The organism is Hymenobacter elongatus (assembly GCF_004745955.1).
GTDB classification, from domain to species: Bacteria; Bacteroidota; Bacteroidia; order Cytophagales; family Hymenobacteraceae; genus Hymenobacter; species Hymenobacter elongatus.
Genome location: NZ_SRLD01000011.1, coordinates 89,448 through 115,018, shown reverse-complemented (window position 1 = coordinate 115,018; position 25,571 = coordinate 89,448). Strand labels below are relative to the sequence as shown.

At 58.8% G+C, this 25,571-nt stretch carries 23 protein-coding genes and 1 tRNA gene; 14 read left to right on the top strand and 10 right to left on the bottom strand.

Annotated features, from left to right (window positions below):
- Positions 1-699 precede the first annotated feature (699 nt).
- Complete coding sequence (locus E5J99_RS07605; RefSeq protein ID WP_135497117.1) at positions 700-1,896, top strand: phosphoglycerate kinase; 1,197 nt, start codon at positions 700-702, stop codon at positions 1,894-1,896.
- A gap of 243 nt (positions 1,897-2,139) precedes the next feature.
- Here the strand turns inward: E5J99_RS07605 and E5J99_RS07600 are convergent, their stop codons facing one another.
- From E5J99_RS07600 to E5J99_RS07585, 4 genes are all read right to left on the bottom strand, one after another.
- The gene (locus tag E5J99_RS07600; RefSeq protein WP_135497116.1) at positions 2,140-2,646 is read right to left on the bottom strand and encodes a hypothetical protein; all 507 of its coding nucleotides are present in this window, start codon (positions 2,644-2,646) and stop codon (positions 2,140-2,142) included.
- A gap of 181 nt (positions 2,647-2,827) precedes the next feature.
- A complete protein-coding gene (locus tag E5J99_RS07595) occupies positions 2,828-3,463 on the bottom strand; it encodes a hypothetical protein (RefSeq protein WP_135497115.1) in 636 nt (211 codons plus the stop codon).
- 34 nt (positions 3,464-3,497) lie between these two features.
- Positions 3,498-4,712, bottom strand: a complete 1,215-nt coding sequence (locus tag E5J99_RS07590) for a site-2 protease family protein (protein WP_245318778.1) — start codon at positions 4,710-4,712, stop codon at positions 3,498-3,500.
- Positions 4,690-5,343, bottom strand: coding sequence for an HAD family hydrolase (locus tag E5J99_RS07585; protein ID WP_135497114.1), 654 nt, complete (start codon positions 5,341-5,343; stop codon positions 4,690-4,692). Before E5J99_RS07585 ends, E5J99_RS07590 begins: the two co-directional genes overlap by 23 nt.
- Before the next feature lie 132 nt (positions 5,344-5,475).
- Between E5J99_RS07585 and E5J99_RS07580 the strand changes: the two genes are divergently transcribed.
- Positions 5,476-5,552, top strand: a tRNA-Ile gene (locus E5J99_RS07580).
- Here the strand turns inward: E5J99_RS07580 and E5J99_RS07575 are convergent.
- The 3 genes from E5J99_RS07575 to E5J99_RS07565 all read right to left on the bottom strand — a co-directional run bounded on the left by E5J99_RS07575 (position 5,515) and on the right by E5J99_RS07565 (position 8,578).
- On the bottom strand, positions 5,515-5,952 hold the full coding sequence (locus E5J99_RS07575) for a hypothetical protein (protein ID WP_167852037.1): 438 nt from the start codon (positions 5,950-5,952) through the stop codon (positions 5,515-5,517). The genes E5J99_RS07580 and E5J99_RS07575 overlap by 38 nt on opposite strands.
- A 273-nt stretch (positions 5,953-6,225) precedes the next feature.
- Complete coding sequence (locus E5J99_RS07570) at positions 6,226-7,305, bottom strand: DNA polymerase beta superfamily protein (RefSeq protein WP_135497112.1); 1,080 nt, start codon at positions 7,303-7,305, stop codon at positions 6,226-6,228.
- Between the two features lie 502 nt (positions 7,306-7,807).
- Complete coding sequence (locus tag E5J99_RS07565) at positions 7,808-8,578, bottom strand: nucleotidyltransferase domain-containing protein (RefSeq protein WP_135497111.1); 771 nt, start codon at positions 8,576-8,578, stop codon at positions 7,808-7,810.
- 45 nt (positions 8,579-8,623) lie between these two features.
- Here E5J99_RS07565 and E5J99_RS07560 point away from each other — a divergent pair, with 45 nt between their 5' ends.
- The 3 genes from E5J99_RS07560 to E5J99_RS07550 all read left to right on the top strand — a co-directional run bounded on the left by E5J99_RS07560 (position 8,624) and on the right by E5J99_RS07550 (position 11,187).
- Positions 8,624-8,965: a type II toxin-antitoxin system RelE/ParE family toxin gene (locus tag E5J99_RS07560; protein ID WP_135497110.1), complete on the top strand. Its 342-nt coding sequence runs from the start codon at positions 8,624-8,626 to the stop codon at positions 8,963-8,965.
- 2 nt (positions 8,966-8,967) lie between these two features.
- Positions 8,968-9,297, top strand: a complete 330-nt coding sequence (locus tag E5J99_RS07555; RefSeq protein WP_135497109.1) for a helix-turn-helix transcriptional regulator — start codon at positions 8,968-8,970, stop codon at positions 9,295-9,297.
- A 168-nt stretch (positions 9,298-9,465) separates the two neighbouring features.
- The gene (locus E5J99_RS07550) at positions 9,466-11,187 is read left to right on the top strand and encodes an ATP-dependent nuclease (RefSeq protein ID WP_135497108.1); all 1,722 of its coding nucleotides are present in this window, start codon (positions 9,466-9,468) and stop codon (positions 11,185-11,187) included.
- A gap of 7 nt (positions 11,188-11,194) precedes the next feature.
- Here the strand turns inward: E5J99_RS07550 and E5J99_RS07545 are convergent, their stop codons facing one another.
- Positions 11,195-13,813: a polynucleotide kinase-phosphatase gene (locus tag E5J99_RS07545; protein ID WP_135497107.1), complete on the bottom strand. Its 2,619-nt coding sequence runs from the start codon at positions 13,811-13,813 to the stop codon at positions 11,195-11,197.
- 79 nt (positions 13,814-13,892) lie between these two features.
- On the opposite strand from E5J99_RS07545, the gene E5J99_RS07540 reads away from it, so the two are divergent.
- The gene (locus E5J99_RS07540; protein WP_135497106.1) at positions 13,893-14,837 is read left to right on the top strand and encodes a competence protein CoiA family protein; all 945 of its coding nucleotides are present in this window, start codon (positions 13,893-13,895) and stop codon (positions 14,835-14,837) included.
- Here the strand turns inward: E5J99_RS07540 and E5J99_RS07535 are convergent.
- Positions 14,834-16,297: a 3' terminal RNA ribose 2'-O-methyltransferase Hen1 gene (locus tag E5J99_RS07535; protein ID WP_135497105.1), complete on the bottom strand. Its 1,464-nt coding sequence runs from the start codon at positions 16,295-16,297 to the stop codon at positions 14,834-14,836. The two genes, E5J99_RS07540 and E5J99_RS07535, sit on opposite strands and share 4 nt — an antisense overlap.
- 433 nt (positions 16,298-16,730) lie before the next feature.
- Between E5J99_RS07535 and E5J99_RS07530 the strand changes: the two genes are divergently transcribed.
- Entirely contained in the window at positions 16,731-18,041 is a 1,311-nt protein-coding gene (locus E5J99_RS07530) for a DUF3375 family protein (RefSeq protein ID WP_167852036.1), read from the top strand.
- A 170-nt stretch (positions 18,042-18,211) separates the two neighbouring features.
- Entirely contained in the window at positions 18,212-18,823 is a 612-nt protein-coding gene (locus tag E5J99_RS07525; protein WP_135497103.1) for a transposase, read from the top strand.
- Between the two features lie 99 nt (positions 18,824-18,922).
- Here the strand turns inward: E5J99_RS07525 and E5J99_RS07520 are convergent, their stop codons facing one another.
- Positions 18,923-19,318, bottom strand: coding sequence for a hypothetical protein (locus E5J99_RS07520; RefSeq protein ID WP_135497102.1), 396 nt, complete (start codon positions 19,316-19,318; stop codon positions 18,923-18,925).
- 232 nt (positions 19,319-19,550) lie between these two features.
- Between E5J99_RS07520 and E5J99_RS07515 the strand changes: the two genes are divergently transcribed.
- The 6 genes from E5J99_RS07515 to E5J99_RS07485 all read left to right on the top strand — a co-directional run bounded on the left by E5J99_RS07515 (position 19,551) and on the right by E5J99_RS07485 (position 25,519).
- Positions 19,551-21,008, top strand: coding sequence for a L,D-transpeptidase scaffold domain-containing protein (locus E5J99_RS07515; protein ID WP_135497101.1), 1,458 nt, complete (start codon positions 19,551-19,553; stop codon positions 21,006-21,008).
- A gap of 92 nt (positions 21,009-21,100) precedes the next feature.
- Positions 21,101-22,231, top strand: a complete 1,131-nt coding sequence (locus E5J99_RS07510) for a PAS domain-containing sensor histidine kinase (protein WP_135497100.1) — start codon at positions 21,101-21,103, stop codon at positions 22,229-22,231.
- 354 nt (positions 22,232-22,585) lie between these two features.
- Positions 22,586-22,780 (top strand): four-helix bundle copper-binding protein, encoded by a 195-nt coding sequence (locus tag E5J99_RS07505; protein WP_317128819.1) that lies wholly within the window; start codon positions 22,586-22,588, stop codon positions 22,778-22,780.
- 168 nt (positions 22,781-22,948) lie between these two features.
- Complete coding sequence (locus tag E5J99_RS21810) at positions 22,949-24,451, top strand: BON domain-containing protein (protein ID WP_245318783.1); 1,503 nt, start codon at positions 22,949-22,951, stop codon at positions 24,449-24,451.
- Entirely contained in the window at positions 24,435-24,584 is a 150-nt protein-coding gene (locus E5J99_RS21220) for a hypothetical protein (protein ID WP_167852035.1), read from the top strand. Before E5J99_RS21810 ends, E5J99_RS21220 begins: the two co-directional genes overlap by 17 nt.
- A 107-nt stretch (positions 24,585-24,691) precedes the next feature.
- Positions 24,692-25,519: a universal stress protein gene (locus tag E5J99_RS07485; RefSeq protein WP_135497099.1), complete on the top strand. Its 828-nt coding sequence runs from the start codon at positions 24,692-24,694 to the stop codon at positions 25,517-25,519.
- Positions 25,520-25,571: the final 52 nt, after the last annotated feature.

The window sequence follows — 25,571 nt, the reverse complement described above, 5'->3', positions numbered from 1 at the left end:
CTGGAGCAGGCCCTGCAGGAAGCCATCAGCTGGATTACGAGCCAAGATGCGCGCAACTGGTTTGACCACTGCGGCTACCATACCCAATGCCTGCAATGAGGGGTAAACCGTTCGCGAAACCGCTATACTTGCTGTCCACACAGGCTAGTAGCAAGGTAGTTGGGAAGTTCGCTAAGAGGCTGTTTGAGTTTAGGTATCAGGAATGATGTAGAGAAGCATAGTTGCGTCTCATCGTTGAACAAAACCTGGCCTTGAGGCGCAAGCGACGAGACGCAACTATGCGTCTCTACATCACAATGACAACTTTTTGCTAACTCAAACAGCTTCTAAGCCAGTTTCTCCCGGCGGAAAGAGCGTTGGAGTACTTGTCAAGCCCGTTTCGGTAGGGGAAAAGGCGTTTAGTGAATACGTTACGCTTGGTTTGACACGCCAAAAGCCATTGGAGCGGTTTTGGATTCCGTGTGCGGGGCAGCAGTAGCGCGAACTTTGTAGTTCGCGTCGCCGCGCCGATAGTATGACTGCGAACAGTGCAGTAGCGCGAACTACAAAGGTCGCGCTACTAGCCATTGACCCCGAAACCGCTCTAGGTACGTACTTCGGGGCTGTTTCCGGCCCAAATCAGGCCTGGGTACTGCCACAACCCGCCGTCCCTGCTTACATTCGTCCCGTACAAGAGCTCTCCCAACCCTATCCTTTTCTATGAAAAACCTGGATCAGTACAACTTCGCCGGCAAGCGGGCCGTGGTGCGCGTCGATTTCAATGTGCCGCTCGATGCCGACCTGCGCATCACCGACGACACGCGCATCCGCATGGCCACGCCTACAATCAAGAAAATTCTGGCCGACGGTGGCTCCGTGGTGCTGCTCTCGCACATGGGCCGGCCCAAAGGTGGTCCTGATACGAAAAACTCGCTGCGCAACCTGCTGCCGCGCCTGCAGGAGGAGTATGGCACTACCGTGAAGTTTGGTGGCGACGTAGTAGGAGCGGAGGCGCACCAGCTGGCAACCAGCCTGCAACCCGGCGAAATACTGCTGCTCGATAACGTACGCTTCCATGCTGAGGAAGAGAAAGGCGACGCGGGCTTTGCCGAAAAGCTCAGCCAGCTCGGCGACGTGTACGTGAACGATGCCTTCGGGGCCGCGCACCGCAAACATGCCTCCACGGCCGTCATGGCCCAGTATTTTACGCCCGAAAACCGCGTGGGCGGCTACTTGCTGCAAGGCGAGCTGGACAACGCCCACAAGGTGCTGACCAACCCCGAGCGGCCGTTCACCGCTATTATGGGCGGGGCCAAGATTTCCGACAAAATCCTCATCATTGAGCAGCTGCTCGATAAAGTCGACTACCTGATTATCGGTGGCGGTATGGCCTACACCTTCGCCGTGGCCCAGGGCGGCGCTATCGGCAACTCGCTGCTGGAAGCCGACAAAGTAGAGTTGGCCGCCCGCCTGATTGAGAAAGCCAAAGAAAAAGGCGTGCAGCTCCTACTGCCCGTCGACAGCATCATTGCCGATAAATTTGCCAACGATGCCGACATCGACGTGGCCAGCAACCTGAGCATTCCCGCCGGCTGGATGGGTCTGGACATCGGCCCGGAGTCGCGCGAGACGTTTGCCGACATCATCCGCCAGTCGAAAACCATTCTCTGGAACGGCCCGATGGGCGTATTTGAAATGTCGAACTTCTCGGTGGGCACTGAGTTTGTGGCCCGCGCTACGGCCGAGGCAACCACCAACGGCGCTTTCTCGCTCATCGGCGGCGGCGACTCGGCGGCGGCCGTCAACCAGATGGGCTTCGCCGACCGGGTTTCCTACATTTCCACCGGCGGCGGCGCGCTACTCGAGTACATGGAAGGCAAAGAGCTACCCGGCGTAGCAGCGCTGGAAGGTCGCTAGAAGTACAGAAGGCGAGCAACAAAAAACCACCGGCGAAATACCGGTGGTTTTTTGCTTTTGAAGCCGTTTAGAAAGTCAAAAGAACGTCATGCTTGATCTGGCGTCCGCTTGTCGAAGCATCTTTACCGGCGCAGGTAATCAGATTTACTGCTGCGGTAGAGATGCTTCGACTTCGCTCAGCATGACGTGCTGATTACGGTTGGCGACTTTCTAAACAGCTTCTTTGGCAGAAGCTGGGGTACTTTAGTTGACGGAAGGAGCCAACCCGAATTCATTGCCCGGCACGTTCTCGGAACCGTAAAATTTGCCCAGGAGTCGGGTTTTTAGTTTCTCCAGCTGCGTCTTATTAAGTACGCCCACCTGGTGCAGCCACTCCAGGCGCGCCAGTTGCGGCGCAGCTGGCTGCGTAGGATCGACTCCAGCGTACTGGGCCCGCAAATAGAGGATGGTATGGTCGCGCAGCACATCGGCAAACTCATACAGCCCCTTGCGGTTCCGGCGACTATCAAACAAGGCGATGTTGCAGCGCCCAGTGGTCAGAATAAAGTCGTGGCGCCAGAGGCGTAAGGCGTAAGCCACGATAGTAAGCAACAGGCCGCTGAGAATAAGCAGTAGCCAGAGTGCCGAGTCGCGCTGGCCCGCCAGGGTGACGACCATATAGCTGGCTTTAAGGCACCCAAAGCCCACAAATAGGCCCGCCAATGTCAGCCGAAACGGAAAGTTGTGCTGCCGGGCGACGCCGATGGGCATCAGATCCTCATAGGGTACCACGCATTCGGTTCGGTTGATAAAACGCTTTTCCTCCAGCTGAAGGCCTGTTTCCTAGAGCGTGAGGTGGGTGTAGCCGATGGGCGGATAGGGCTGCCGGATGCTGGGCGGCGGGGAAAATAAGGAGGGTGCGGTAGCAGAAAACAAGGCCGACATAGATGTGCTAGTTCACGTAAGGCGTTTCCAGAATCTGGCCCATGCTGACGAGCGGCGCGGTGGGCACCTGGCCCGTGAGGCGGGTAGCCAGGGCCCGGGCCTCCGACTCGGATACGACATTCAGGTGGCGCAGCCAGTGCAGCCGCTGCAACTGGGGCTCGATGATGCCCAGCGGGTTGATGGCCGCGTAATGCTCGCGCAGGTAGGATTTGCAGCGTTGGTCGAGGGCTTCGACGAAGGTATTTAGCTCAGTGCGCTCCTGGGTGCGGTCGGCCAAGTGAATGCTGGCGCGGGCGGTGCCTAGGGTAAAGTGCCGCCACCAGTTGTTTTGCCCATACAGATAGCCTCCGATGAGCACCAGCCCAACGCCAAAAGCAACCAGCCATTCGGTGGTCGATAATCCGTCGGCCAGGCGGGCCGAGCGCTGGAGATAGGACGATACAACCCAGAACAGGGCGAAGGGCAGCCACCGCAGCTGGGGCGTGGAGGTGGTGCGCTCCACGCGTATGGGCAGCACTTCCTCGTAGGGCATCTCAAATTCGACGATAGTTTTGCCCTGGCGGGTACGCTCGCACACATACAAGCCGTGGGGGCGCAGAGCCAGCTGCGTAACGCGCGTAAGCTGACGTTGTTCGAAAAACATAGGGATATACTCCGGCCGGGGCCGGGCTAAAAACTTACCCGAAGGGCGAAGGAGAAAAGCAGAGCACAAAAATAGCGAGCATCACCCAGCCCAGCACTTTGCGGCCCAAACTTAATGGCCGCTCGTCGGGAGCCGGAGGATGAAAAATTCCCATGAAGCGGCCCAGCAGCAGCCCAAATACCAGCCACCCCGGATTGCCCTCGATGCCCGGCACGGCCAGCGTAAGCGCCAGCTGCGCCGCCAGCACACCCAGCAGCAGCAGCACCGTGCGGCGGGGCGTGGGCAGCACCCGCCGAAACACGATAAATAGGTACAGCACGTACGGCACCCCGCCATACAGCCAGGTTTCCCAGGAGCTTTGCACCGAAAACAAGCCCAGCCCGGCGTAGAAAATAAAGCCCACGAAAAACACGACCGACAGCCGGTTGAAGCGCTGAAACCCGAGCAGACCGTAGAGAATGTGGCCGCCATCGAGCTGGCCGATGGGCAGCAGGTTGAGCGCCGTAAAAAACAGGGCCAGCGAACCGGCCAGCAACACGGGGTAATGCGCCAGCTCATTGGGGTGGGGCAGGCGGGTGGGGTCGGCAAACCAGTGCTCCAGCAGCGAGTAGAGCAGCGGATGGTTCAGGGTCATGCCTTCCGCGTTCTGGTAGACATAGCGGGCATACTCAGCTCCGTAAACGCGGTATTCCGGGTGAATCTGGAACACATACTCCAGGGGCGGCAAGTGGGTGAAGCCGTAAATCAGGACCGGCACCGCCACCACAAAGCCCGCCAGCGGCCCGGCCAGCCCGATATCAAAAAACTCTTTGCGGGAGAATATCCGGTCCTTGATGCGGATAACCGCCCCAAACGTGCCGATGGTATGAAAGTAGCCGGTGAAAAACGGAATGTAGTAGGGCAGCGTAGCCCGCACCCGGTAGTAGCGCGCCGTGAAGTAGTGCCCGAACTCGTGCACCGTCAGCACGCCCAGGAAGGGCAGCGAAAACCACAGGCCCTGCACTATTTCTGCCTGGCTGAACCAGCCGGTGAGCCGGAACACCTCCTGGCCAAAGGCATTGGTCCTGACGAAGAAATCCCGCCCGGTTATCCACTCCGCGCCTGCCAGGGTAGTGGTGCTCAGCGTGATAAGGAACAGTAGCAGATGCAGCGCATACACCCGCCAGCGGGGCGGCTCGGGCCGCTCGTAGCGGTCAAACGCAAGGTCGGAAACAGCTTCGGGCGCGTCAGGTAGAGGCAGAGAAGGCACGGATGGCAGCGGGAAGGGCGTCGGTGAGGGTGAGAGGCGGGGCCAGAAACAGCGTATGGATGCCCAGCCGCCGGGCCGTTTCGATATGCTGAAAACTGTCCTCGATGAAAAGAGTTTCGGGTGCTTTCCAGTTCATTTCGTGCAGGGCATGCGCGAATATTTCGGTGCCCGGCTTGCGCCAGCCTACTTCCTGGGAATAAAACACGCGGTCCAGGCAGTCGGCAATACCGTGCGCGAAGCCGTACTGGGTTTTGAGCTGCTCATTGATGGCCGTAATATGAATCTGGTTGGTATTGCTGAGCAGCGCGGTTTGGTGGCCTTGCGCGCGCAGCTCGGCAATGTAGGCCAGCCGCTCAGCCGGCACGTCGAGCAGCATGGCATTCCAGGCTGCGTCCAGGGCTTCATCGGTCGCTTCCAGCTCGTAGTGCCGGCGCAGGCCCGCCCGGAACTCCTGGGGCGTCAGCCGGCCGGTTTCGAGCAGGTCGAACAACTCTGCCTGGCTTTGCTGGCTGAACTCAATCGTGCTGCCGGCCCGGCTCAGGGCCCGCATTGCCTCCATCGTCAGCTGGTAGTTGATATTGATCAGGACGCCCCCGAAATCGAAGAGCAGGTGTGGCTTTTTACCAGGCATAGAACGAAGGGAGTGAGGCGGAACCAAGGCGCAAGTATAGCCGATGAGCCTCTTCTCGCATTTAAGAATTGGAAATCCGGCCGCAAACTTCGAAGTTTGCGCTGCCGAAACCTACGAAAGCAGGTTTTAGCGGGGCCTATAGCTCAATCGGTTAGAGCAGCTGACTCATAATCAGCAGGTCACTGGTTCGATTCCAGTTGGGCCCACCAAACCGGATTTAACACTTTTTGCGGTGTTGGATCCGGTTTTTTTGTTATTATTATCGTTTGATAGTGAGGAGATTGAGTCGAAAATGACGTTGATTCTGCCGGTTCGATAAAGCCCGATTTCGGGAGCGAAGGCAAGGCCGTTGGTATGGATCATGTTCTGGAGTTTTTGACGGGTAGGCAAATTGGCTTTCTCCCACACAGTGTACAAGTTAGCTGCCATCTCAACCGCGTAATCAGTGTAAGTTTCGAGGTTCGATAAGTTTGTTGCCAGACCAGCGTAGCGAGCCTGCAATGGCTGCAGCTCCTCTACTGCGGTTTTGCTGCTGAACTTATCGTAAGTAGCGCGGCCGAGCTCCTCATTAGCGTAGCGCCCCTGCATCCTCTCTGGCTTTTGCTGCATCCGCAGGAACTCAGTCTCTACAGCTTTCCGTTCCTGAACTCCTCTTGGTTCAACTGCTGAAATACGCTGGCAGCTGTAGTTTTCATGGGGGCTATCAGGTGCTGGGGTATCATGTACTGACCCAGCAGGGTTTGATACGCATGATGCAGTTGAAGGGCACCGATATCGAGCTTGCAGCCGCTAGTGTTACACTCTGAGGTGGTTTAGCTAAGGCAAACAGAATCGGGACATGGATTGAAGTTGAGTTTCAGACCACCTCACTGCCGGGGTAGTTCACACCGAACGCTCCTCATAAAAGGCCTGCCGCAGCTGTATCAGCAGCTGCTCGGCCGCTTCTTTATCAGGGGCGGCGGGAAGGGTCGACGTAGCAAAGGCCGCTTCGACCTGCGTTACCAGCTGCTCAGCATTGGCAACCAGGTCATCATACTCAAACTCCCCGCAGCGGATTTGCAACAGAAACTCCCGATTGGGGCGGCGCACGTTCAGCTGCCCGGTCTCGGCAATTTCGCCGGCCATCTGCAGCAGTCGGAACACGTGTAGCATATTTTTGGCGTCGTAGTTTTTGCCGTGTTGCACGGTGTTCTGATACCGCTCGGCGTTGCGCTTCGCCACCCAGTCGTGGTACTCCCGGAAAACGCGGCAGTAGGTGCTGTAGCCGTTGCGGTTGAAGGACAGGTAGGCGAGGGGCGCTTCTCCTTTCGGTACGGCCGACAGCAGGACTTCCTGGGAGGTATCCGGGTCGCGCACCAGGCCGCGGTAGCCGTGGCGGCGTTCGGGCGTAGCGTCCACGAACAAGGCGTACAGGTCCGTAAGGTGGGGCACGTTCGCCAGGCCGCACTGCGCGGCTTCGTACCCTTTGCGGGCCAGCCAGGTAGCTACGGGCTGGGCCCCGGCGCCCACGGTGACGTAGCAGAAGTCCAGCACCGATTTACGGGCCGGCGGCTCGGGGTGGTTAATTTTCTTGTTCAACCCCTTGGCTTTGCGGATTTGCGCCACGGCGTACTCGGCAAAGCTTTGGCGGCAGAGCCTGGAGAGGAAATCCCGCGCCTGAAACTGGGCAAACAGGGGGTGTTGGTACACTACGCAGTCGTCCGGCGTGCCCAGCAGTTCCAGCACCGTGGGGTTGTTTTTGAGCAGCAGTTCCACGAAGCGGCGCAGCTCATAAAACACCTCGTCGTTGGTTTCATTGGCCACTTGCGGTACGTAGTCGAGGCCAAAGAACTGCTGCTCCGGCAGAATGAATACGCCTTTCAGATCGGTGTCAGAATGGGGTAGGTTAGTACCGTAGGCGCGGCTGCCGCTGATGGCTTCGAAGAGGATGAGGTTCTGCTGGCGCAGATCGGCAATGGTCATAGGGTAAAGGTAGCTGTTGGAAGGAGTGCCAATAGCAGGTGGAGGAGCTACCGGCCAGCACCGCAAACCTGTTTAGCTCATTACCGCCGTAGCGCACCGGGTAGCTTTAGAAGCGGTTTGAGTTAGCCCAAAACTGATCAGAATGGTGTAGAGACGCCTGCGTGCGTTTCGTCGTTGAACGCTACCCGTTGTAACGTCAGCAACGATTGAGACGCAAGTATGCGTCTCTACACCGGTTCAGCCGCCTGGGATTTTAATTCAAACCTGATGTTACGCAGGGTGAGGTGGGTTGCTGGCGGTGAGAAGCTAGGAGTCAGGAGTTAGAAGCCAGGAGTTGAGGGAGCAGGGGTGAAAAGAGGAAGGAACGAAACGGGTGCCAGGGCCGACGCGCCTTACCTCGGCAACCGGCTCGTATTCTAGCTCCTAACTCCTGATTCCTAGCTTCCAGCTCCTCAAACAGGGTTTCAGGGTTACCCCGCGTAACAGCAGTTCAACCAACTTATCAGACTGCAAATGACTCTCTCAGCAGGGTCCGAAATGCTACTCCCAACTCGTCGGCTGCGCTACCAACCCGGGTTATGGACAAGTCATTCCGCGCCGCCTGGCCCGCCGCGAATTCCTCGCGAAGGAATGCCAGCAGTGTCGCGGGCTGGGCCATTACGGTTTTCTCGTTGGCACTGGCCTTCTGCCGCAATAGCTCCGTTACATCTGCTTCCAAGGCGGTTGGCAGCAACACCCGCAGCGGCGCAAACTCCATGGGAGGCATGGTCTGCCGCTCCCGAATCCAGCGGGCTGCCAGCGCCGAGCGCAAGGCGTAGAACAGCCGCTTCAGCCGGACTTCCTCGCCCACCAGGTCTTCTTCCACACCCCGCCGCAGCTGGCCCAGGTAATGGTGCAGACCGGCTTTGAGGTTGAACAGGGACGGGAGCAGCGGCGCCAGGCGGGCCCGGAAATCCAGCGCCTCGTGGTAAATCACCGGCGACTGGAGCCACTCAAACAGCGCGGCATTGGAGCCGCGCAACAGCCGTAGGGCCTTACGCAGCTCCCAGCCCGCCAGATCCAGCTCGTCGTCGACCGGGAAGTCCAGCGTGTCGCGCCCCTCGTCCAGCGTGAGGTACCACGCTGCCGGGTGGCAGTAGATGAAGCGCACGTCGTAATCCGAATCCGGGGAGGGAAAGCCCCAGGCCCGGCTGCCCGACTCGCAGGCGTAGAGGATGCGGATGTTGTGGGTGGCTTCGAGGTTGGTGAGGGCGGTCTGGATGCGGGAGAGCATGGAGTTTCTTAAACAGGAAACCTTATCTTCGCTGAAAGGGTACCCATGAAAGAGAAATTCCAGGTTCAGCTCTCCGGCGAAGTACGGGAGTTTATCGGAGGTTTGGATGAAAAGACCCGCGACAAGATTCTCTACAACATCCGCAAGGCCCAAGTGATAAATGACCAGGAGCTGTTCAAAAAGCTAACCGATGGGATATGGGAATTCAGAACCTTATTCAACAAAACCCACTACCGGATTTTTGCCTTTTGGGACAAGTCGGGTCCGGTTGATACGCTGGTGCTGACCACGCACGGCATCATCAAAAAAACCGGTAAAACGCCCCAGGCGGACCTGGACAAAGCCGAAAGAATCCGCAGAATCTACTTCGAACAGAAAACCAAATAGCCATGAAAACCGACGAGCAGCTGCAGTTTTATTCCCTGGACGAAGTCGTGAACGAGCACATTGGCCCCATCGGCACCCCCAAGCGCGAGGCCTTCGAGGAGGAGCTACGCCTCGACCTGCTCGGCAAAGCCATCAAAGAAGCCCGCCTGCAACGCCACCTGACCCAGCAGCAGCTCGGGGAGCTAGTGGGCGTGCAGAAAGCCCAGATTTCCAAGCTGGAAAACAACCTGACCGATGCGCGTTTTGACACGGTGATGAAGGTGTTCAAGGCGCTCAATGCGAAGGTGAATTTCAGTGTGGAGCTGATGAATCAGACGCAGCAAGTTGTGTAACAGCGCCAGATTTTGTAATCATAGATAGCGGCAATAGATTCGCGAGCTAGACGGAAGACATAGAAGAAGTGGTCGACGCTGGATTGGTCTCTTCAATCCATCTTAGCTATTACATTACTTGTCTTACATTTGCTCACAAAGTATAATGCTTGATAAAATAACTTGCACATGAAGATTTCAATCAAAAAGTTTAAAAAGATTGATGATACAACAGTTGACCTAGCTCCGGTCAATGTTTTTATTGGCGCAAACAACTCAGGAAAAAGCAGTTTCATTCAAGGAATTCAATTTGCTGTTTCAGGTTGTCAAACTTTGTTGCTTAAACGAACAAATTGGACTAAAAATAAATCAAAAAATATCTTAGAGAAAAAATTAGCATTAGATTCAACTGATTTTTTGTATGCGCCAACACGGTATATTGAAAACCTTTACCATGGGCAAAAGTTAACTGGCTCACGAACGAGAGGCACTAGAAAAAGCATGTCTTTTTCTTTTGATGATAGAAGTCTCTCCGCTAGCATAGAAATATCAAAAGGTAAGAACGGAGGATTTACAACAATTATGACAGGAAAAACTCTTGGAGATGACCTTAGTAGCATTGAAAATCCATTTTGTGTTTATGTACCTGGTATTGCAGGGATTCCTATTCAAGAGAAGTTTGAGGTACCTATTGCCATCAAAAAATCAGCCACACGCGGGGATAGCAATAACTATTTGAGAAATATAATATCTAATATATCACTGGATGCAGCCAAATGGAGTGGTTTTATTGAATCGGTAAATAAAGTCTATTCTGATGTCGCTGTAAAAGTTATTTTCAATCAAGATGTATCCGAATTCATTGAAATCAATGTTATAAATGACGGCAATACTCTTCCCATTGACTCTGTTGGGACTGGTCTACTACAAACACTACAAGCCTTTGCATATATTGAATACTTTAATCCCAGGATCATATTACTTGATGAACCTGATGCTCATATTCATCCAACAAAGCAAAAGCTTTTAGCAAACGAGTTGCTAAAACGAGCTGAAGCAAATTCTGACTTAAGAGTAGTATTTTCTACTCACTCTAGATACATCTTAGAAGCGTTAGAAGGCAAGGCAAAGGTCTTTCATTTTAATCACGGAAATGCTTTGCCAGATGTAAAGGAAGGCAAGATACTGCTTGACATTGGCGCAGCAGATGCTGATTATTTATTCTCAAAAAAGCATCTCAAGTACGTAATAGTTACTGAGGATGAGGTTGATAATATTGAGGAGAAAAAGAATTTCATTAAAAAGTTTGCCCTTGCCAATGGTTTGACTGAAGATGAATTTGTGTTGCACTCATACGGTGGATGCAAGAATGTGGAATCAGCAAAGATTCTTAAAGGATTTGTAGCAAAACAAATTCCATCAGTTGAAGTAATCATACACTTGGATAGAGACCAAAAGCTTGACAACGACACCGAATTATTGAAACTTACAAAATCATGTGAGGCAAAAGGAATTAAATTATTTATCACTGAATTATCAGAGATAGAAAATTATTTTTGCACAGCTGAGCATATAGCAGGTATTTATGGCATAAACAGTGAGGATGCACAAGATTTATATCAGAGTAAAATCATAGAATTAGAAGAATTCACAAAAAATAAAATGTCTAATTTCCTTCTCAGAGAAAGACCTGAATTAACTCTTAACAAGAAGGGGCAGCAAGATATTAAAACTCTTAAAGAGTGCGTCGACAACATATACAGCCTAAACAAAGCTATACTAACACCTGGAAAAGAACTTATGGGGAAATTAAAACAACATATTCAGCAACACTTCGGCAAATCACCTCAAGACATATTGGGAATTAGTAGCGCTTTATCCAGCGATAAGTTCAAAGAAGTTTTAAAATAGGCGCTTCTTACAGCCGCGGGTCTACGGTCTCGCTCTCCAGCGCCAGCACCCCGAACACGCACTGGTGCACCTTGCGCAGCGGCTGCCCGGCCACGAACCGCTCCAGGCCTTCCACCCCCAGGGCGAACTCGCGCAGGGCCAGGTTGCGCTTGGCTTTCACGTTGCGCTGCTTGAGGCGTTCGAGGTTGCCGGGCAGCAGGTAGTCGGGCCCGTAGATGATGCGCAGGTACTCGCGGCCCCGGCATTTGAGGGCCGGCTGCAACAGTCCCTTGCGGTTGTTGGCTACGAAGTCGTAGGGCTTCACCACCATGCCCTCGCCCCCGGCCGCGGTCAGCTCGGTCCACCACTGGATGGCGGCTTCCACTTCGGCCGGGTCGGCCAGGGGGACTACCCGATAGGGCGTGGCGCGCAGCAGGCCGGGGTCGGCGAGGCTGAGCGTGCGCAGAGTTTCCATGTGCCAGGCATGGTCGCGGTCGAAGTAGGTTTTGCCCTCGGTGGCCAGCAGATGGAACGGGGCCAGGCGCAGGTCTTCCAGCCCATGCACGGGCCAGCAGTAGCGCCGGTAGGCATCGGCGTAGTGGGTGGCCGCCTCGCGGCGGGCCATCGTGCGGGCCAGCAGCGCCTCCACCCCGTCCAGGTCGCGGGTGGCGGCTTCCGTCAGCACGGCTTCTACCTGGGGCAGGGCCGCGTTGGCGGCGGCCGCCACGGCCGCGTACTGGTTTTTGACCAGCTCCTGCGCCTTGGCCGACCAGGGCAGCAGCTCCGCATCGAGGCACACCCAATTGGTGCTGAACTTGTCCCAGAAGCCGGCCGTGGTCAGCGCATCGCGCAGCCGGGCCAGGAACGCCGTTTCCAGCACCGGGTCGGTGAAGAAGTTGCGGCCGGTGCGGGTGTAGCACTTGCCGATGCCTTCGCCCACCAGCCCCAGCCGGCGCCGAATGGCTTCCTCATCCTTGCCGATTACGACCACCACCCGGCTACCCATGTGCTTTTCCTCGCACACCACCCGCTCCACGCCCAGCTGCTTGTAGTAGGCCAGGGCCTCGGCGGGATGCTCCAGCAGGTCGGGCAGGTCGGAGGTTTCGGTGGGCGACATGGTGGGCGGCAGGTAGAGCAGCCACTTGGGGTGCAGGGCGAAGCGGGACATCACCTCCAGGGCGGCCACGGCGTTTTCTTCCCGGATGGTGACCCCACGCATCAGCCGGGTTTCGATGAATTGCTTACCCGTGACGTCGCGGATGTCGAGCAGGTCGTCGTGCTGCTGCTGCGCCGTCAGGTCGGCTTCGCTGAGAAGCGCCTCCGGCAGCAGCGCGGCTGCCCGGTAGTTGAGGGGGCGGGCCGGCTTGCAGTACACCTGGTCGGCGGGCACCGCCACCAGTTCCCGCTCGGGGTAGCGCAGGGCCGTCAGGTGGCCGCCGAACACGCAGCCCGTGTCAATATCAATGGTATTGTTGAGCCATTCCGGATCGGGCACCGGCGTATGGCCATAGACCACCAGGGCCCGGCCCCGGTACTCGCGGGCCCACTCGTAGCGCACGGGCAGCCCGAATTCATCAATTTCGCCGGTGCTTTCGCCGAACAGCGCGAAGGCCCGCACGGCCCCCGAGCCGCGCCCCTGCATGTCTTCCGTCAGGCCGGCGTGGGCTACCACCAGCTTGCCGCCGTCGAGCACGTAGTGGCTCACCAGCCCGTCGAGGAACTGGCGCACCTGCCCGCCAAAGGCCGCGGGCTCGTTTTCGAGCTGGGCCAGCGTTTCGCCCAGCCCGTGGTTCACGGTCACCTTCTTGCCGTTGAGGTGGCGCAGGAGCTTGATGTCGTGGTTGCCGGGCACGCACAGGGCCGTGCCGTCGCGCACCATGCTCATCACCAGGCGCAGCACCTGCGGCGAGGCCGGCCCGCGGTCCACCAAGTCGCCCAGGAATACGGCCCGCCGCCCCGCTGGGGCGGTTACCCGCACGCCCAGGTCGCGCCCGTCTTCCATGGGCTCGGCTTCGACCTGATACTCCAGCTGGCCCAGCAGCAGCAGCAGCTCGTCGTAGCAGCCGTGGACGTCGCCGATGATGTCGAAGGGGCCGGTTTCCTCTTTGCGGTTGTTATAGAGCCGGTCGCGCACGATGCCCTGTACCGCGTCGACTTCTTCCACGCCACGCAGGTGATGGATATGCCGAAAGCCTTCCTGCTTGAGGTTGCGCAGGCTTTTGCGCAGATCCTGGCGGTGCCGGGCCACTACGTGCGGCCCCAGGTGCCGCCGCTCGGGGCGGAGGGCGTTGCGCTCGTGGGCCACGGCATCGGGCACGTCGAGCACGATGGCGACGGGCAGCACGTGGTACTGCCGGGCCAGCGCTATGAGCGGCTTGCGCCCTTCGGCCTGCACGTTGGTGGCATCGACTACGGTGAGCAGCCCGCGCTTGAGGCGCTTGGCCACTAGGTAGTGCAGCAGCTCAAAGGCGTCGGCGCTAGCCGACTGGTCGTTTTCATCATCGGCCACCAGCCCCCGGCAGGCATCCGACGACACGATTTCCGTGGGCTTGAACAAGCGCCGCGCAAACGTGGACTTGCCCGCGCCGGTGCTGCCAATGAGAAGGATGAGGGAGAGTTCGGGGAGTTTGAGGGTATCTTGGGGCATTGAAGAGGTGTTCTGAGCTTGAGGGAACGTATGTTCGTTAATTCCTGAGCAAAAAAGAAACAATATTTTCTCTAAATATATGGACGTCCTAAAACTGATTGAATCCCAAATTGAGGAGATAAACAAGCTAGAAACTTCTCTATTTCTTGGCTTAATATTTAATCATTTAGACAGAGCAGAGATATATTACCAAAGCGGCAAAAAAGACGCCCATTACTATAACGATGTTGTATATAGAACAAATCAGGCTTTCGAAGGGGCTTTAAAAGAAGCTTATAAAGTACTGGGCGGTAAAACCGATGAAGAAACTACAAGGAAGACGCCCAACGATATCGAGAAATATTTTAAAGATAACAACGTATTCAAAGAACGTGTATTAAAATTATTTGAAAACTATCGTCAAGAGTGGAGAAATAAATCTACGCACGATTACAAGCTTGTCTTGGATGAACATGAGGCTTTTTTGGCTTTAATAAACGTTTCTTCTTTCGTGCATATGCTCCTCAAGCAGGTACAGGAAAAAATAGCTTATAATGAAGAGAAAGCAAAAGAACATAATATCGAAACCAAAACTAAATTTGCAAAAATAACGAGCAACAAACAAGAGCCTTTGGTTGAAAAAATTGTAAATATTCTCAAAATATTTTCATCAGAAACTATCTGTAATAATGACATTAAGGAAGAAGAGTTAATGGGTAAGCTATATGCATTTTTAGAGAAATTAGATAATGATTTCAAAGTGCATATTGAGCCAAAAATTTCAATTAACGAAACCATTTATGTAAGGCCTGACTTCATCATTGAATCTAAAGAGGAGAAAGTTGTTATTGAAGTAAAAATAAAATCCCGCCAACGAGACTACAAAGCAGGAATAAGTCAGGTTAGTAGATACTTGCAGATAGCAAAAATTGAGAGCGGCATTTTGTTTCTTGCCGGCGCAGATGCAGACAAGAGGAAAATATCAAGCAGCCAACACATTATCATTGAAAATGATAAAACCTACACAGTGTATATAGTTGGCTAATTAAATCTTATTTCAAACACCGCCATCTGCGAGGGCGCACCCACGCCTTCCACTTCCTCGCCCATCCCCACAATCTGCACCTGATACCCGTGCCGCTCGGCCACGCCGGCGGCCCAGGCGGCAAACTCAGCGCGGGTCCATTCGAAGCGGTGGTCGTCGTGGCGGAACTCGCCGGCGTTGAGCTTCTCGAAGAGCTGGTTATAGTCGGCGTTGGGGGTGGTTACGAAGACGTGCGCCGGCCGGGCCTGCCCGAACACTACTTCCTCCAATGCCGCCAGGCGGTTTTCGTCGAGGTGCTCAATCACTTCCACCAGCGCCGCCGCATCGAAGCCGGCCAGGCGGTCGTCCTTGTACAGCAACGAGCCCTGGATCAGTTCAATGCGGGTGCGCTGGCGCGGGGGCATCTCGTCCAGGTGCAGGCGTTGTGCTGCCCGGCTCAGGGCCTGGTGGGATACGTCCATGCCCAGGATAAACTCAATCTTGGGCTGTTGCAACAGCAGGCGCAGGAGCTTACCCTCCCCGCAGCCCAGGTCCAGGACGCGCTTCGGCCCGAGCTGGTAGATTTCATGGGCAACTTGCTGCAGCCGCTGGTCATGCAGGGAGAGTTTGGGCTCCTGGTTATCCGCCGCCACGGTATCGGCCGCCACGGTATCGGCCGCTACGGGAGCGGCTGGTGGGCTGTTATCGGCCGTCTCCGCTTCAACGGCCGGTTCTTCTACCTCTTCGTCTTCCAGCAGCCGCTTCAGCGTTGGATTCACGTAGGCCGCCAGGTAGCGCAGGTAGCGGCGCGTGATGAAGCCACGCTCGGGGTGCTGGGGCAGCCAGTCGCCGCCCTTGTGCAGCAGCTTTTCGGCCTCGTTTTCGCCGATGTAGTAGTGCTTGTCGTTGTCGAGCACCGGGAGCAGCACGTAGAGGTGAGTCAGCACATCCTGCAGGCGCAGGCCGGCATGGCGCAGGTGCAGGGTATAGTAGCGGCTGTCGCCCCATTCCGGCATGGTGGGGTCGAGCGGGGTAGTTTCGATCTGCACCTCATAGCCCAGGGGCTCAAAAAGGCGGCGGGGCCAGTCGGGGCCGGGGGCCGATACCACGGCTACCTTCACTTCCAGGGGCAGAGCTTGCTCCGGTAAGTTTGGCCGGTCTTTGCAGGTGCCGTTCATGGCCGTGCCGAAGGCTTTGCTCAGGGCCGCGCTCAGGAAGGACGAGGCCACGTAGGGACGGTCGTTGACGTACTGCTCCAGCGCGAATCCTTCGCCGGAAGCGCCGCCCCGGCCGCGGACGAGGCCCACGGGGTCGAGGTCCAGGAGCAGGGCCGCCGTGCAGCGCTCAGCGGTGGCTTCGGGGTAGAAGATGTGGGCCTGACCACCGGCTACTTCCACACTTTGCAGACGGGCCGGGTTCTTATGCAACAGGTAGCCGAGGTCGGTAGCGGGCGAATACGTGGTAGTGAGGGTCAGGAGCATAAATAGGGTAGAGGCTAACGGGGAGCCGAATGTAGCAAATGTGCTTCAGCCCGGTGCCATGAATGGGGCCAGCGGACGAAGTGGGCTGGTTTCGGAGCTGCTGTACGGTAGCTACAAAACCGCGCTAAAGCTGTTCAAAAAGTAGCCATAGCAGGACCCAGACGGTCATGCTGAGCGAAGTCGAAGCATCTCTCCCGCAACAGTAAAATCAAATACTATTGCGGGAGAGATGCTTCGACTTCGCTCAGCATGACGTTCGTTGACGTTCTGAATATCTTCAGCTTCAAAAACTCTTTTGCACCGATATAGGCTCGTTTTTCCGGCAATTCAGTAGCTTTAAATCAAAGAAAAACCGGGACATCCGAGCTAGTCTCTGGCTGCCAGGGCCACCGGATACTTTATCGTATGTATCAATTCAATCTTATTGATCCCCGTGCTATACCCGCAGTACCAAGCCTTCTTTGATCCGGAGCGCGGAGCCGCTTCCTTGCGTGTGCTGCGGGCCCGCAATGCACCGCTGATTCTGTGCTTTCTGCAGCAAAGCTTCAAAGCGGCCATGTACGCGCCCGTCATCAGCCACGACCTGCTGACGGCGCATTTGGCCGATTTTCTGCAAGAGTGGAACGTGGTGGAAGAAGAAGACGACGTGGCCGATTTGGGTAGCGCACCGGAGGAAAAAGCCGTTAAGCTGATTCGGGAGTGGGTGCGCTACGGCTACCTGACGCTGTATACCGACGAGCAGGGCCAGGATCAGCACACGCTGACGCCGCCCCTGGAAAGTGTGCTGGATTGGGTGGCCGCGCAGCTCACCAAACGCTCGTTTGTGGGCACGGAATCCCGGTTTCTGGATATCGTGCAGAAGCTGCGGGAGCTGGTGCGCGAGTCGCAGCACGACTGGGAGACGCGCGTGGCCGAGCTGGAAGCGCAACGTGCCGACCTGGACCGGCAGATCCGGGAGCTGAAGATTACCCGGCAGGTGCAGTCCTTCGAGGATTTTCAGGTGAAGGAGCGGTTCGAGGCCGTCAACCTGCTGGCCCGCACGTTGCTACGCGACTTTCGGGAGGTGGAAACCAACTTCCGCGACATCACCCAGCACCTCTACCAGCAGCAAACCACGCTGCACCACACCAAAGGCAGCCTGCTGACGCTGGCCCTGGATGCCCTGGACGCGCTGCGCCAGACTGACCAGGGCCGCAGCTTCGACGCTTTCTACCAGCACTTGAACGACCCGCGCCAGAAAGCTGAGCTGGACGAGCTGATCGGGCAGGTGTTCGACCTGCTGCAGGCCCGCGCCATTACCCCGGCCGACGCGCTGCTGCTGCGCCGGCTCAAGCCGTTTCTGCTGGGGGAAGGGCAGAAAGTCAACGCGGCTTTTCAGCTGCTGGCCCGCAAGCTGGAGAAGATAGTGGCGGAGAAAAACCTGCAGGACCGACGCAAGTCGCGGGAGCTGACGCGCGACATCCGGGCGCTGGCGTTTGAGGTGCTGGACCGCCCGCCGCCGCCTGCCGCCGTGTTCCTGGAAATTGACGGCCGCGCCGACTACCTTGCCCCGGAGCCGGAAATCACGCTGAAGCAGCGGCAGGAAGGCATCAAGGCCCGAACGCTGCGCGTGGCGGAAGTGGCCGACGAGCCCGACTTCGCGCCGCTGGTAAACCAGCAGGTGGTTGACAAAACGGTGCTCATCGCCCAGATTCAGACCCTGCTGCGCGACCAGAGCCAGGTGACGCTGGCGCAGGTGGTGTAGACGTTTGGGCTGCGCCACGGGCTGGCCGAGCTGCTGGCCTACGGCAGCATTGCGGCGGCCTCGGCCCGGCACCTGATCCGGGACGAGCGCAAGGTGCTGTTTGAGCTGGGCGGGGGCCGCGCCTGCGAATTTCCGGAGCTGATATTTTGTCGCTAACCACTTGTTTTGCTATGCCTAAGCCGTACGCCTCCGCTATTATTCGCCTGTTGCAAACCCACGCCCTCTACGACGACGACCCGCACTGGAATCTGCTGCGGCTGCATAAGGGCGCCATCCGGGCGTATTTTGAGGAAATCGGGGTGGAGCTGGATTTCAACGAAAACCAAGGTTACGCCCGCCTGCTTCAGCCCGAACGGTTGAACAAAGTGCCCTTTGCGGTGCGCTTATTCAAGCTCGTGGCCGCGAACGGCGACAGTGAATGGGTGGTCACCAACAATTTCGCCTTTACGCTGACCCAACAGCTGGTCGGAACCACCACCCGCGTGCGCTGGCAGGTGGAGGAGTTTCACCGCAGCTTCAAACAGCTGACCGGGGCTGAGAAGTGCCAGTGCCGCCGCGCGCAGGCCCAGCGCAACCACTTGGCTTGCTGCTATCTGGCCTGGGTGTCGTTGCGCCAGTTTGCCCGGCACACGGCCCAGACGATCTATCAGGCACACCAACAGCAGTGGGCGCCCTACCTGCGCCAACTATTAGACTTGTTCCTGAATAAAGCGAAACACAAAAAGGCTGTCATGCTGAGCTTGTCGAAGCATCTCTACCGCAGTGGTACAGCATTGCGGTAGAGATGCTTCGACAAGCTCAGCATGACAGCCGAATGTTAGCATCGGTTCCTAATTCAGGAACAAGTCTATTGGCTAAACCCCTCATCCCGGCCTTGCTACCTACAAGTGCGTAAGTCCTATTGCAATACCTGGCAGAGCTGACGCACGGGCCCCTGCGCTTGGCGCTGGGCGATGTACTGGTAGGTGCTCACGGGGGGGCGGCTGGCCAAAAATGATCAAGGCTTTTTTGAAATGTCCAGCTCCTGCGTCCCCCCGCTTGTTGGCGGCGCGCCGGGCGCGGACCTCCGGGTCGCAGACGACTTCCAAACGGCCCACCTCGGTCACCACCAGCACGGACATGTCGCGCCCTGCGCGCGGGCGCAGGGCTGAGTCGCGGGTAGCGTGTAGCACCACCAGTCGGGCACCCGGCGGCCCGGCGCGGCGGGTGGTGTAGTCGAGGGCCCGGTCGGCAGCGCGGAAGAAAAAGGTGAGGACGAGCAGAACAGGTGTTTTCATTACGGGAGAGTAAGGCCGACCGGGCCGATGAATGAGGAATTAGCCAAAAGGAAGCGAACCGGAAAAGAGCCCGCCGTACCCAGCCGACCGCGCCCAATTTCCAAGACAAAAGGTGGCCGTCGGTCCCGCGCGGCAATGAGCACTGTCACGAGATGCAATGATTCTTATCAGGGCAGCGCGTGGGCCGGGTTCGGACCTTTGCCTGAAATCAAATTTCCATTAATCCCTGAGCATGCGGCCCATCCCATTGCTACTGACGGGCCTTATCCTGGTGCTGGCAGCCCTCGGCAAAGAACGCCCGGCGCATGCACTGGCCGCCGCCTCTTTCGCCAATACGTCGCAAGCCAGTGCCGATTTGCTGGCTTCTCACCTCCGGTCGCTGCTCAACGATTCGGCCGCCTCGGCCAGGAACGGCATCCGGCCCAGCCCCGCAGTGCGCGCCTTTTACTTGCAGCGTGCTTATGCCCCCGCTTGGAGCGCCGACTCGCAGCCTAGTGGGCCGGGCCGGGCCACCCTGACCTTGCTGGCGCAGGCCGCCGACTACGGGCTACAACCCGGCCGCTACCAGGCTCACGCCCTGCGGGCCCTGGCCGATTCGCTGGCGCAGCCCGCCACTACCAGCCAGCGGCTGGCCCGGCAGGTGCGCTTCGAGGTGCTGCTCACCGGCAACCTGCTGCGCTTTGCCCAGCACCTGCGCCGGGGGCAGCTGCACGAGCGGACGCCCTCGCCGCTGGAATCGAAGAAGGCCCCGTTTGCCCCGGCCGCGTGGGTGGCCGGGGCGCTGGCCGCGCCGGATTTTGGGGCGGCGCTGCTGCGCTGCCAGCCCCCGCAGCGCGAGTACCGGCAGCTGCAACAGGCCCTGGTAGGCTGGCGGCGCGAACCCGCCGGGCCCGATTCGGTGGCTCGGCGGCGGCGGGCACAGCAGTTGGCCGTGACGCTGGAGCGCTGGCGCTGGGCTGCCATTCCCGAGGCCAACTACGTGCTGGTGAACCTGCCGGCCTATGCGCTGGAGGTGGTGCGCGGCAGCCGGGTGCTCCAGACGCACCGCCTCGTCATCGGCAGCCCCGGCCGGCCCACGCCCACGCTCAGCAGCCGGCTCACCTCGTTCACCATTGCCCCGGAATGGCGCGTACCCCACAGCATCGCCACCAAGGAAATCCTGCCGCATCTGCGGGCCGGCACCCGGGCGACTTCGGAGCATAATTTTTTGGCCGACAACAACTACACCCTCTACGACGCCCACGGCCAGCGCGTGGACCCGGCTACCGTGAACTGGCAGGCCGTGACGGCGCGGCATTTTCCGTACACCATCCGCCAGAGTCCGGGCTGCGAAAACGCGCTGGGTAACATCATTTTCCGCTTTGCCAACCCCTATTCGGTGTATTTGCACTCCACGTCCAATACCTCGGATTTTCAGAAGCCCTACCGGGCGCTGGGCCATGGCTGCCTGCGCATGGAGCGCCCCATGCAGCTGGCAGCCTACCTGCTGGGCGCCGATAGCACCCAAGCGGCGCTGCCCACCGAGGCCGAATGCGAGGCCGCTCCGACGTCGCGCAGCCTGACGCTGCGGCACCCGATGCCCCTGCACGTGGCCTACGCCACCTGCGCGGTAGTGGCGGGCCAGCTGCGGTTTTACCCCGACGTGTACGGGCGCGACGAAACGGTGCGGCGCCAGCTGTTTGGGCGCTAGGAGTACATCCGGGTCACCGTGGTGCCTCTTCCGGGGAGCGGCAGCCAGAAAGACGTAGCTTTAGTGGCTTTCGTTGATTGAACTTAACAGCCATGCCAGCCTTCGCCGATTTCTTTCAGAACCAGGCGGAAGCCAGCGCCCACGTCCAGTTTGTGTACGACCTGGCAGCGGGGCATGTCGTGTTCATCAATGCCGCGTATGAGCAGGTTTTCCAAGGCATCCGGGAACTGGTGAATGCCGAACTGCCCGACCTGCTTCAGCGCCTGCACCCGGACGACCAGGCTTACCTGGCGCACTACTGGGCGCGGTGGGTGCAGGGCCCGCCCGCCAACGAAGTGGAAGTGCGCCTGCTGCACGAAGGCCAGCCGCACCAGTGGTTTTGCCTCACGCCCTCTTATTGGCAGGACGCACAGGGCCGGGTGCTGCTCGGGGGCACCCTGCGCGATATCAGCGTGATGAAGCGCTACCAGGAAAATGCCGACCTGTTCAACAGCCGCAAAAACGCCACGCTCGAAATCCTGTCGCACGACTTGAGCGGGGCCTTCATCATGGTGCAGCAGATTGCCCAGTTTCTGCGCGAGGAAGTGACCTCGCCGCTCAACAGCCGGGTGCCCGAGATGCTGGGCGTGCTCGAAACCACCAGCCGCGACAGCGTGACAATGATTCGCGAGCTCATCAACCTGGAATTCCTGACGTCGGCCAACACCGACCTGAAAGTGAACCGCGTGGACGTGGGTGCCGTGCTGCGCGTGCCGCTCGACCAGCTCCAGACCGGCCAGCGCCTGCTGGGCCACGTGTTCAGCTACACGCTGCCCGCCGAGCCGGTGTACGCCAACATCGACGTCAACAAGTTCACTCAGGTGCTCATCAACTTGGTCAGCAATGCCTTCAAATTTACCCCCGATGCCGGCTTCGTGGCTGTGCGTATCGAATCGGGGCCCGGCGTGGTCCGCATTTACATTGAGGACGACGGCATCGGCATTCCGCTGGCTATGCAGCCGTATTTGTTCGAGCGGTTTACGAAGGCCCGCCGGCCCGGCCTGCGGGGCGAAGCCACCACCGGGCTGGGCCTGGCGCTGTGCAAAACCATTGTGGAATGGCACTACGGCCACATTTTCGTGACCAGTCAGGAGGGCCAGGGTAGCACCTTTACCATCGAAATACCGCGGGCTGAAACCGTGGACACACCGGCCAGAGCGGGCGCAGTTGAGATGCTGGGGTAGGTTTTTCCTTCAAGCAGAGAACTTCTGAGAGGGTGCAGGGAAAGTAGCTGAAACGCTGCAACAACTCGTGTTGAGCTGGTGAGGCATAGCCGTGCCCAGACTTTGCCTGCATCCTGGCGTTGACGCGCGCGCGCCCTGCTACGGCGTTTACCTGTAGCCATAGCTAGGGGCACCATTTCCAAGGTGACGCTCAGGGCTTCGCAGCCGCCCGGCCGACTGGTTTCGCAGCGGTTTCTAGCCAAGTGGTGGGCCAGGACCTGACAGATGTCATCCGTTGCAATAACTATCGTCATGGGCTGGTGCCCCGCCTAAGGGGACTTTTACAGGGTACTTAGTCACTGCTGTCCCACCGCCATGAACGAGCACACCCAAAGTCAACAGGCCGCCCGCAACGCCTGCGTAGCGGCCGGCGAGCATTGTGCCGCCGCCTACCTGCAAGAACAGGACGTTGACATGATGGCCCGCTGCATCAGCCTGACCCGCGACTGCGCCGATATCTGTGCCCTCACGGCGCGCCTTGCTGCCCGTGGCTCGGAATACGCCGCGTAACTCGCGCAGGTGTGCACCGCCGTCTGCCAGGCCTGCGCCGACGAATGTGGCCGGCACGCCCACCGGCACTGCCAGGAGTGCGCCGAAGCCTGCCGCCGCTGCGTCTGGTCGGACCCCCGCCATTCGGGGCTTTTGCGCGCCCTTTCTTCCACCTATTCTTTTACCGCCATGCAAACCGCGCAGCTTGTAGTACCGCCCGCCCCGGCCGAGCACGTAGCCGACGCTGACATCACGGCCGCCGTTGAAATGCTGCTGGCCACCAAAAAGGGCTTGACCGCGCACCTGATTGCGGTGCAAACCCACGGAGGCATCGTGCAGCTGACCGGTTTCACGGATAGCCTGCTGGCCCGGCAGCGGGCCGAGGAAATAGCCCAGGCCGTGCGCGGCGTGCGCGGGCTGCACAGCACGCTGGCCGTGCGCCCCCTTGAAGTGGGCGATGCCGAGGTGCAGCGCGACGTGGAAGGAGCCCTGGCCGACGACCCGGCTACGAACGACTACCGGGTGCACACTACTGTGGCCGGCGGCGTAGTGACCGTTGCCGGAATGGTGCAGTCCTGGGCCGAAAAGCAGCTGGTGCTGCGCGTCATCAAAGGGGTGCGGGGCGTGCGCGCCTTCGTGGCCGACCACCTGACCATCCGCGGGGGCGAGATTCTGAACTCCGACGAGGAAATGACGACCCAGATCCGCGAGCTGCTCGACTGGGACATCCGCGTGAACGGTATGCTGGTGGACGTGCGCACCTACGACCACGTGGTGCATCTGTCGGGCACGGTAGGCACGCCCGCCGAGAAGGACCGCCTCGTGGCCATTGCCTACCAAACCGGCGCTACCCGCGTCGATGCCCGCGACCTGTTCGTGGCCTACTGGGCCCTGGGCCGGGCCATTCGCCGCGAGAAATTTGCGCCCAAAGCCGACGAAGCCATTGCCGCCGCCGTGCGCGACACGCTGCGCATTAACCCCAGGATGCGGGCCGCCGAAACCCTGGTGCAGGTGCACGACGGGGTGGTGACGATGGCCGGCACGGTGAGCAACCTGCGCGTGAAGCAGGATGCCGAGCAGGACGCGCGCCATGTGGTGGGCGTGGTCCACGTGCACAATCTGCTCAAAGTACGGCCCGAACGGCTGATGCCCGACGAAGATATCCGCCGCAACATCGCGGCGGCCTTGGCCCGCGACCCCCATGTGTGCCACTTCGCCTTTGGGGTGCAGGTGCACGGGGGCCAGGTGTTGCTCACGGGCCTCGTGGCCACACTGTTTGAGCAGGAGCAGGCCGGCGACGTAGCGGCTGGCGTAAGCGGCGTGGTGGATGTGAACAACCGACTAGAAGTGTCCGGCATCAACGCAAACTTAGCAGAGGGCTTGTCTGCTTCTTTCCTCGGCGAGGATAAGCTGAGCCCGGCAACGCCGGACCCCGACCAGGCCCTGGCTGCGCGCATCCGCGCCCGCTACTGCTGGTCGGCCAGCCTGCACGACCAGGAGATGGACGTGCGCGTGGAAGACGGTCGGGCCACGCTCACCGGCACCGTGGATACTTGGCTCAACCGCAAGCACGCGGCCGAAGCGGCCCACGAAGCCGGGGCCCGCGAGGTGAACAACCACCTGCTCGTGCTGCCCTCCGCACCCGTCCCCAACAAGCACCTTGCCGCCGCCGCTCATGAAAGCCTCGCGTAGCCTGGGCAGCCGCCGCGACCGGGGGCAGCACGCCGGCACCAGTTCTGCCTGGGGCATCAGTGCCACGACCCGGCAAGGGGCCCAGGAAGCGGATGCCACCATGGCGTGGGAAGATTCGAGGCCCGACTATTAGAAGCCATCAACCTCAGCGCTGCCCGTTTCCACCTACCTGTATTTCCTGCTTTAAACCGCACACCTGATCCTGTGCGGGTACTTTCTCATCATTTTTCGCCGGCTGCCATGGCTCCTTCACTTGTTGTTCTGACCGACTTTTTCGCCGTTACCAACCGGGCCCTCTCGTACGCGGCGGGGCTGGCCGTGCCGCTCAATGCGCAGCTCGTGCTGCTGCACGTACGCTACGGTGGCATGCCCGTGCCGAAAGGCTACGGTGAGCAGGACACGTTACGGGGCGAGCAGAAAACCGACCAGGCCCTGATTAAGCTGGCCGCCAACCAAACCGTGCCCACTGAAGTGGACGTGGCCGAAGGCTTTCTGCCCGAAGCTCTGACTGAAGCTGTGCGCCGCCACCACCCACTGTTTATGGTAATGGGCCGGCCCAGCAACTCGACCGAGTCGACCGAGCTGTTCACCAGCGTGGTGATGGACCTGCTGCGCCACGCGCCCCACCCTCTGCTGGTGGTGCCCACGGTGGGCTGGGACGCCTTCTTGCCCCGGCGTTTCCTGCTGGCCGTCGACGGTGAGCCGTTCGTCTTCGCCGACCAGGACCACCAGGACGTGCTGACCCGCCTGCTCCACGCCACCGACGCCACGCTCGACGTGGTGCACGTGACCGACGACGCGCAGGCCCGGCCCGACGACGGAGCCGTGCTGGAAACTGTGCGGGCAAATGACTTGGTGAATGTATTTGCTGAAAATCGCTTGCACGAAGCCTATAGCCCCACTATTGTGGCCGGCGTACTGGAAGAAGCCGCCCGTCAGGAAGCCGACATGCTGGTGGTAGTGGCCCGGCGCCACAGCCTGCTGGGCAGCCTTCTTCATAGCAGCGTCACGGCGCAGCTCATTCAGGAAAGTCTCATCCCGGTGCTGATACTACCGGCCGAAGAATAAGCCGCTTGCCGGCCCCTGCATTTGCCAGGAGCCTTCCCTTCACCCTTACTTT

Excerpts from the sequence above, each read along its gene's own strand:
- E5J99_RS21810 (WP_245318783.1), top strand. The coding sequence starts at position 22,949 with ATGCAAACCGCGCAGCTTGTAGTACCGCCCGCCCCGGCCGAGCACGTA.
- E5J99_RS07520 (WP_135497102.1), bottom strand. The coding sequence starts at position 19,318 with ATGAAAACACCTGTTCTGCTCGTCCTCACCTTTTTCTTCCGCGCTGCC.
- E5J99_RS07545 (WP_135497107.1), bottom strand. The coding sequence starts at position 13,813 with ATGCCCCAAGATACCCTCAAACTCCCCGAACTCTCCCTCATCCTTCTC.
- E5J99_RS07505 (WP_317128819.1), top strand. The coding sequence starts at position 22,586 with ATGAACGAGCACACCCAAAGTCAACAGGCCGCCCGCAACGCCTGCGTA.
- E5J99_RS07560 (WP_135497110.1), top strand. The coding sequence starts at position 8,624 with ATGAAAGAGAAATTCCAGGTTCAGCTCTCCGGCGAAGTACGGGAGTTT.
- E5J99_RS07585 (WP_135497114.1), bottom strand. The coding sequence starts at position 5,343 with ATGCCTGGTAAAAAGCCACACCTGCTCTTCGATTTCGGGGGCGTCCTG.
- E5J99_RS07570 (WP_135497112.1), bottom strand. The coding sequence starts at position 7,305 with ATGACCATTGCCGATCTGCGCCAGCAGAACCTCATCCTCTTCGAAGCC.
- E5J99_RS07515 (WP_135497101.1), top strand. The coding sequence starts at position 19,551 with ATGCGGCCCATCCCATTGCTACTGACGGGCCTTATCCTGGTGCTGGCA.
- E5J99_RS07550 (WP_135497108.1), top strand. The coding sequence starts at position 9,466 with ATGAAGATTTCAATCAAAAAGTTTAAAAAGATTGATGATACAACAGTT.
- E5J99_RS21220 (WP_167852035.1), top strand. The coding sequence starts at position 24,435 with ATGAAAGCCTCGCGTAGCCTGGGCAGCCGCCGCGACCGGGGGCAGCAC.
- E5J99_RS07595 (WP_135497115.1), bottom strand. The coding sequence starts at position 3,463 with ATGTTTTTCGAACAACGTCAGCTTACGCGCGTTACGCAGCTGGCTCTG.
- E5J99_RS07555 (WP_135497109.1), top strand. The coding sequence starts at position 8,968 with ATGAAAACCGACGAGCAGCTGCAGTTTTATTCCCTGGACGAAGTCGTG.
- E5J99_RS07540 (WP_135497106.1), top strand. The coding sequence starts at position 13,893 with ATGGACGTCCTAAAACTGATTGAATCCCAAATTGAGGAGATAAACAAG.
- E5J99_RS07510 (WP_135497100.1), top strand. The coding sequence starts at position 21,101 with ATGCCAGCCTTCGCCGATTTCTTTCAGAACCAGGCGGAAGCCAGCGCC.
- E5J99_RS07575 (WP_167852037.1), bottom strand. The coding sequence starts at position 5,952 with ATGCAGCAAAAGCCAGAGAGGATGCAGGGGCGCTACGCTAATGAGGAG.
- E5J99_RS07485 (WP_135497099.1), top strand. The coding sequence starts at position 24,692 with ATGGCTCCTTCACTTGTTGTTCTGACCGACTTTTTCGCCGTTACCAAC.
- E5J99_RS07605 (WP_135497117.1), top strand. The coding sequence starts at position 700 with ATGAAAAACCTGGATCAGTACAACTTCGCCGGCAAGCGGGCCGTGGTG.
- E5J99_RS07525 (WP_135497103.1), top strand. The coding sequence starts at position 18,212 with ATGCCTAAGCCGTACGCCTCCGCTATTATTCGCCTGTTGCAAACCCAC.
- E5J99_RS07600 (WP_135497116.1), bottom strand. The coding sequence starts at position 2,646 with ATGCCCATCGGCGTCGCCCGGCAGCACAACTTTCCGTTTCGGCTGACA.
- E5J99_RS07565 (WP_135497111.1), bottom strand. The coding sequence starts at position 8,578 with ATGCTCTCCCGCATCCAGACCGCCCTCACCAACCTCGAAGCCACCCAC.
- E5J99_RS07535 (WP_135497105.1), bottom strand. The coding sequence starts at position 16,297 with ATGCTCCTGACCCTCACTACCACGTATTCGCCCGCTACCGACCTCGGC.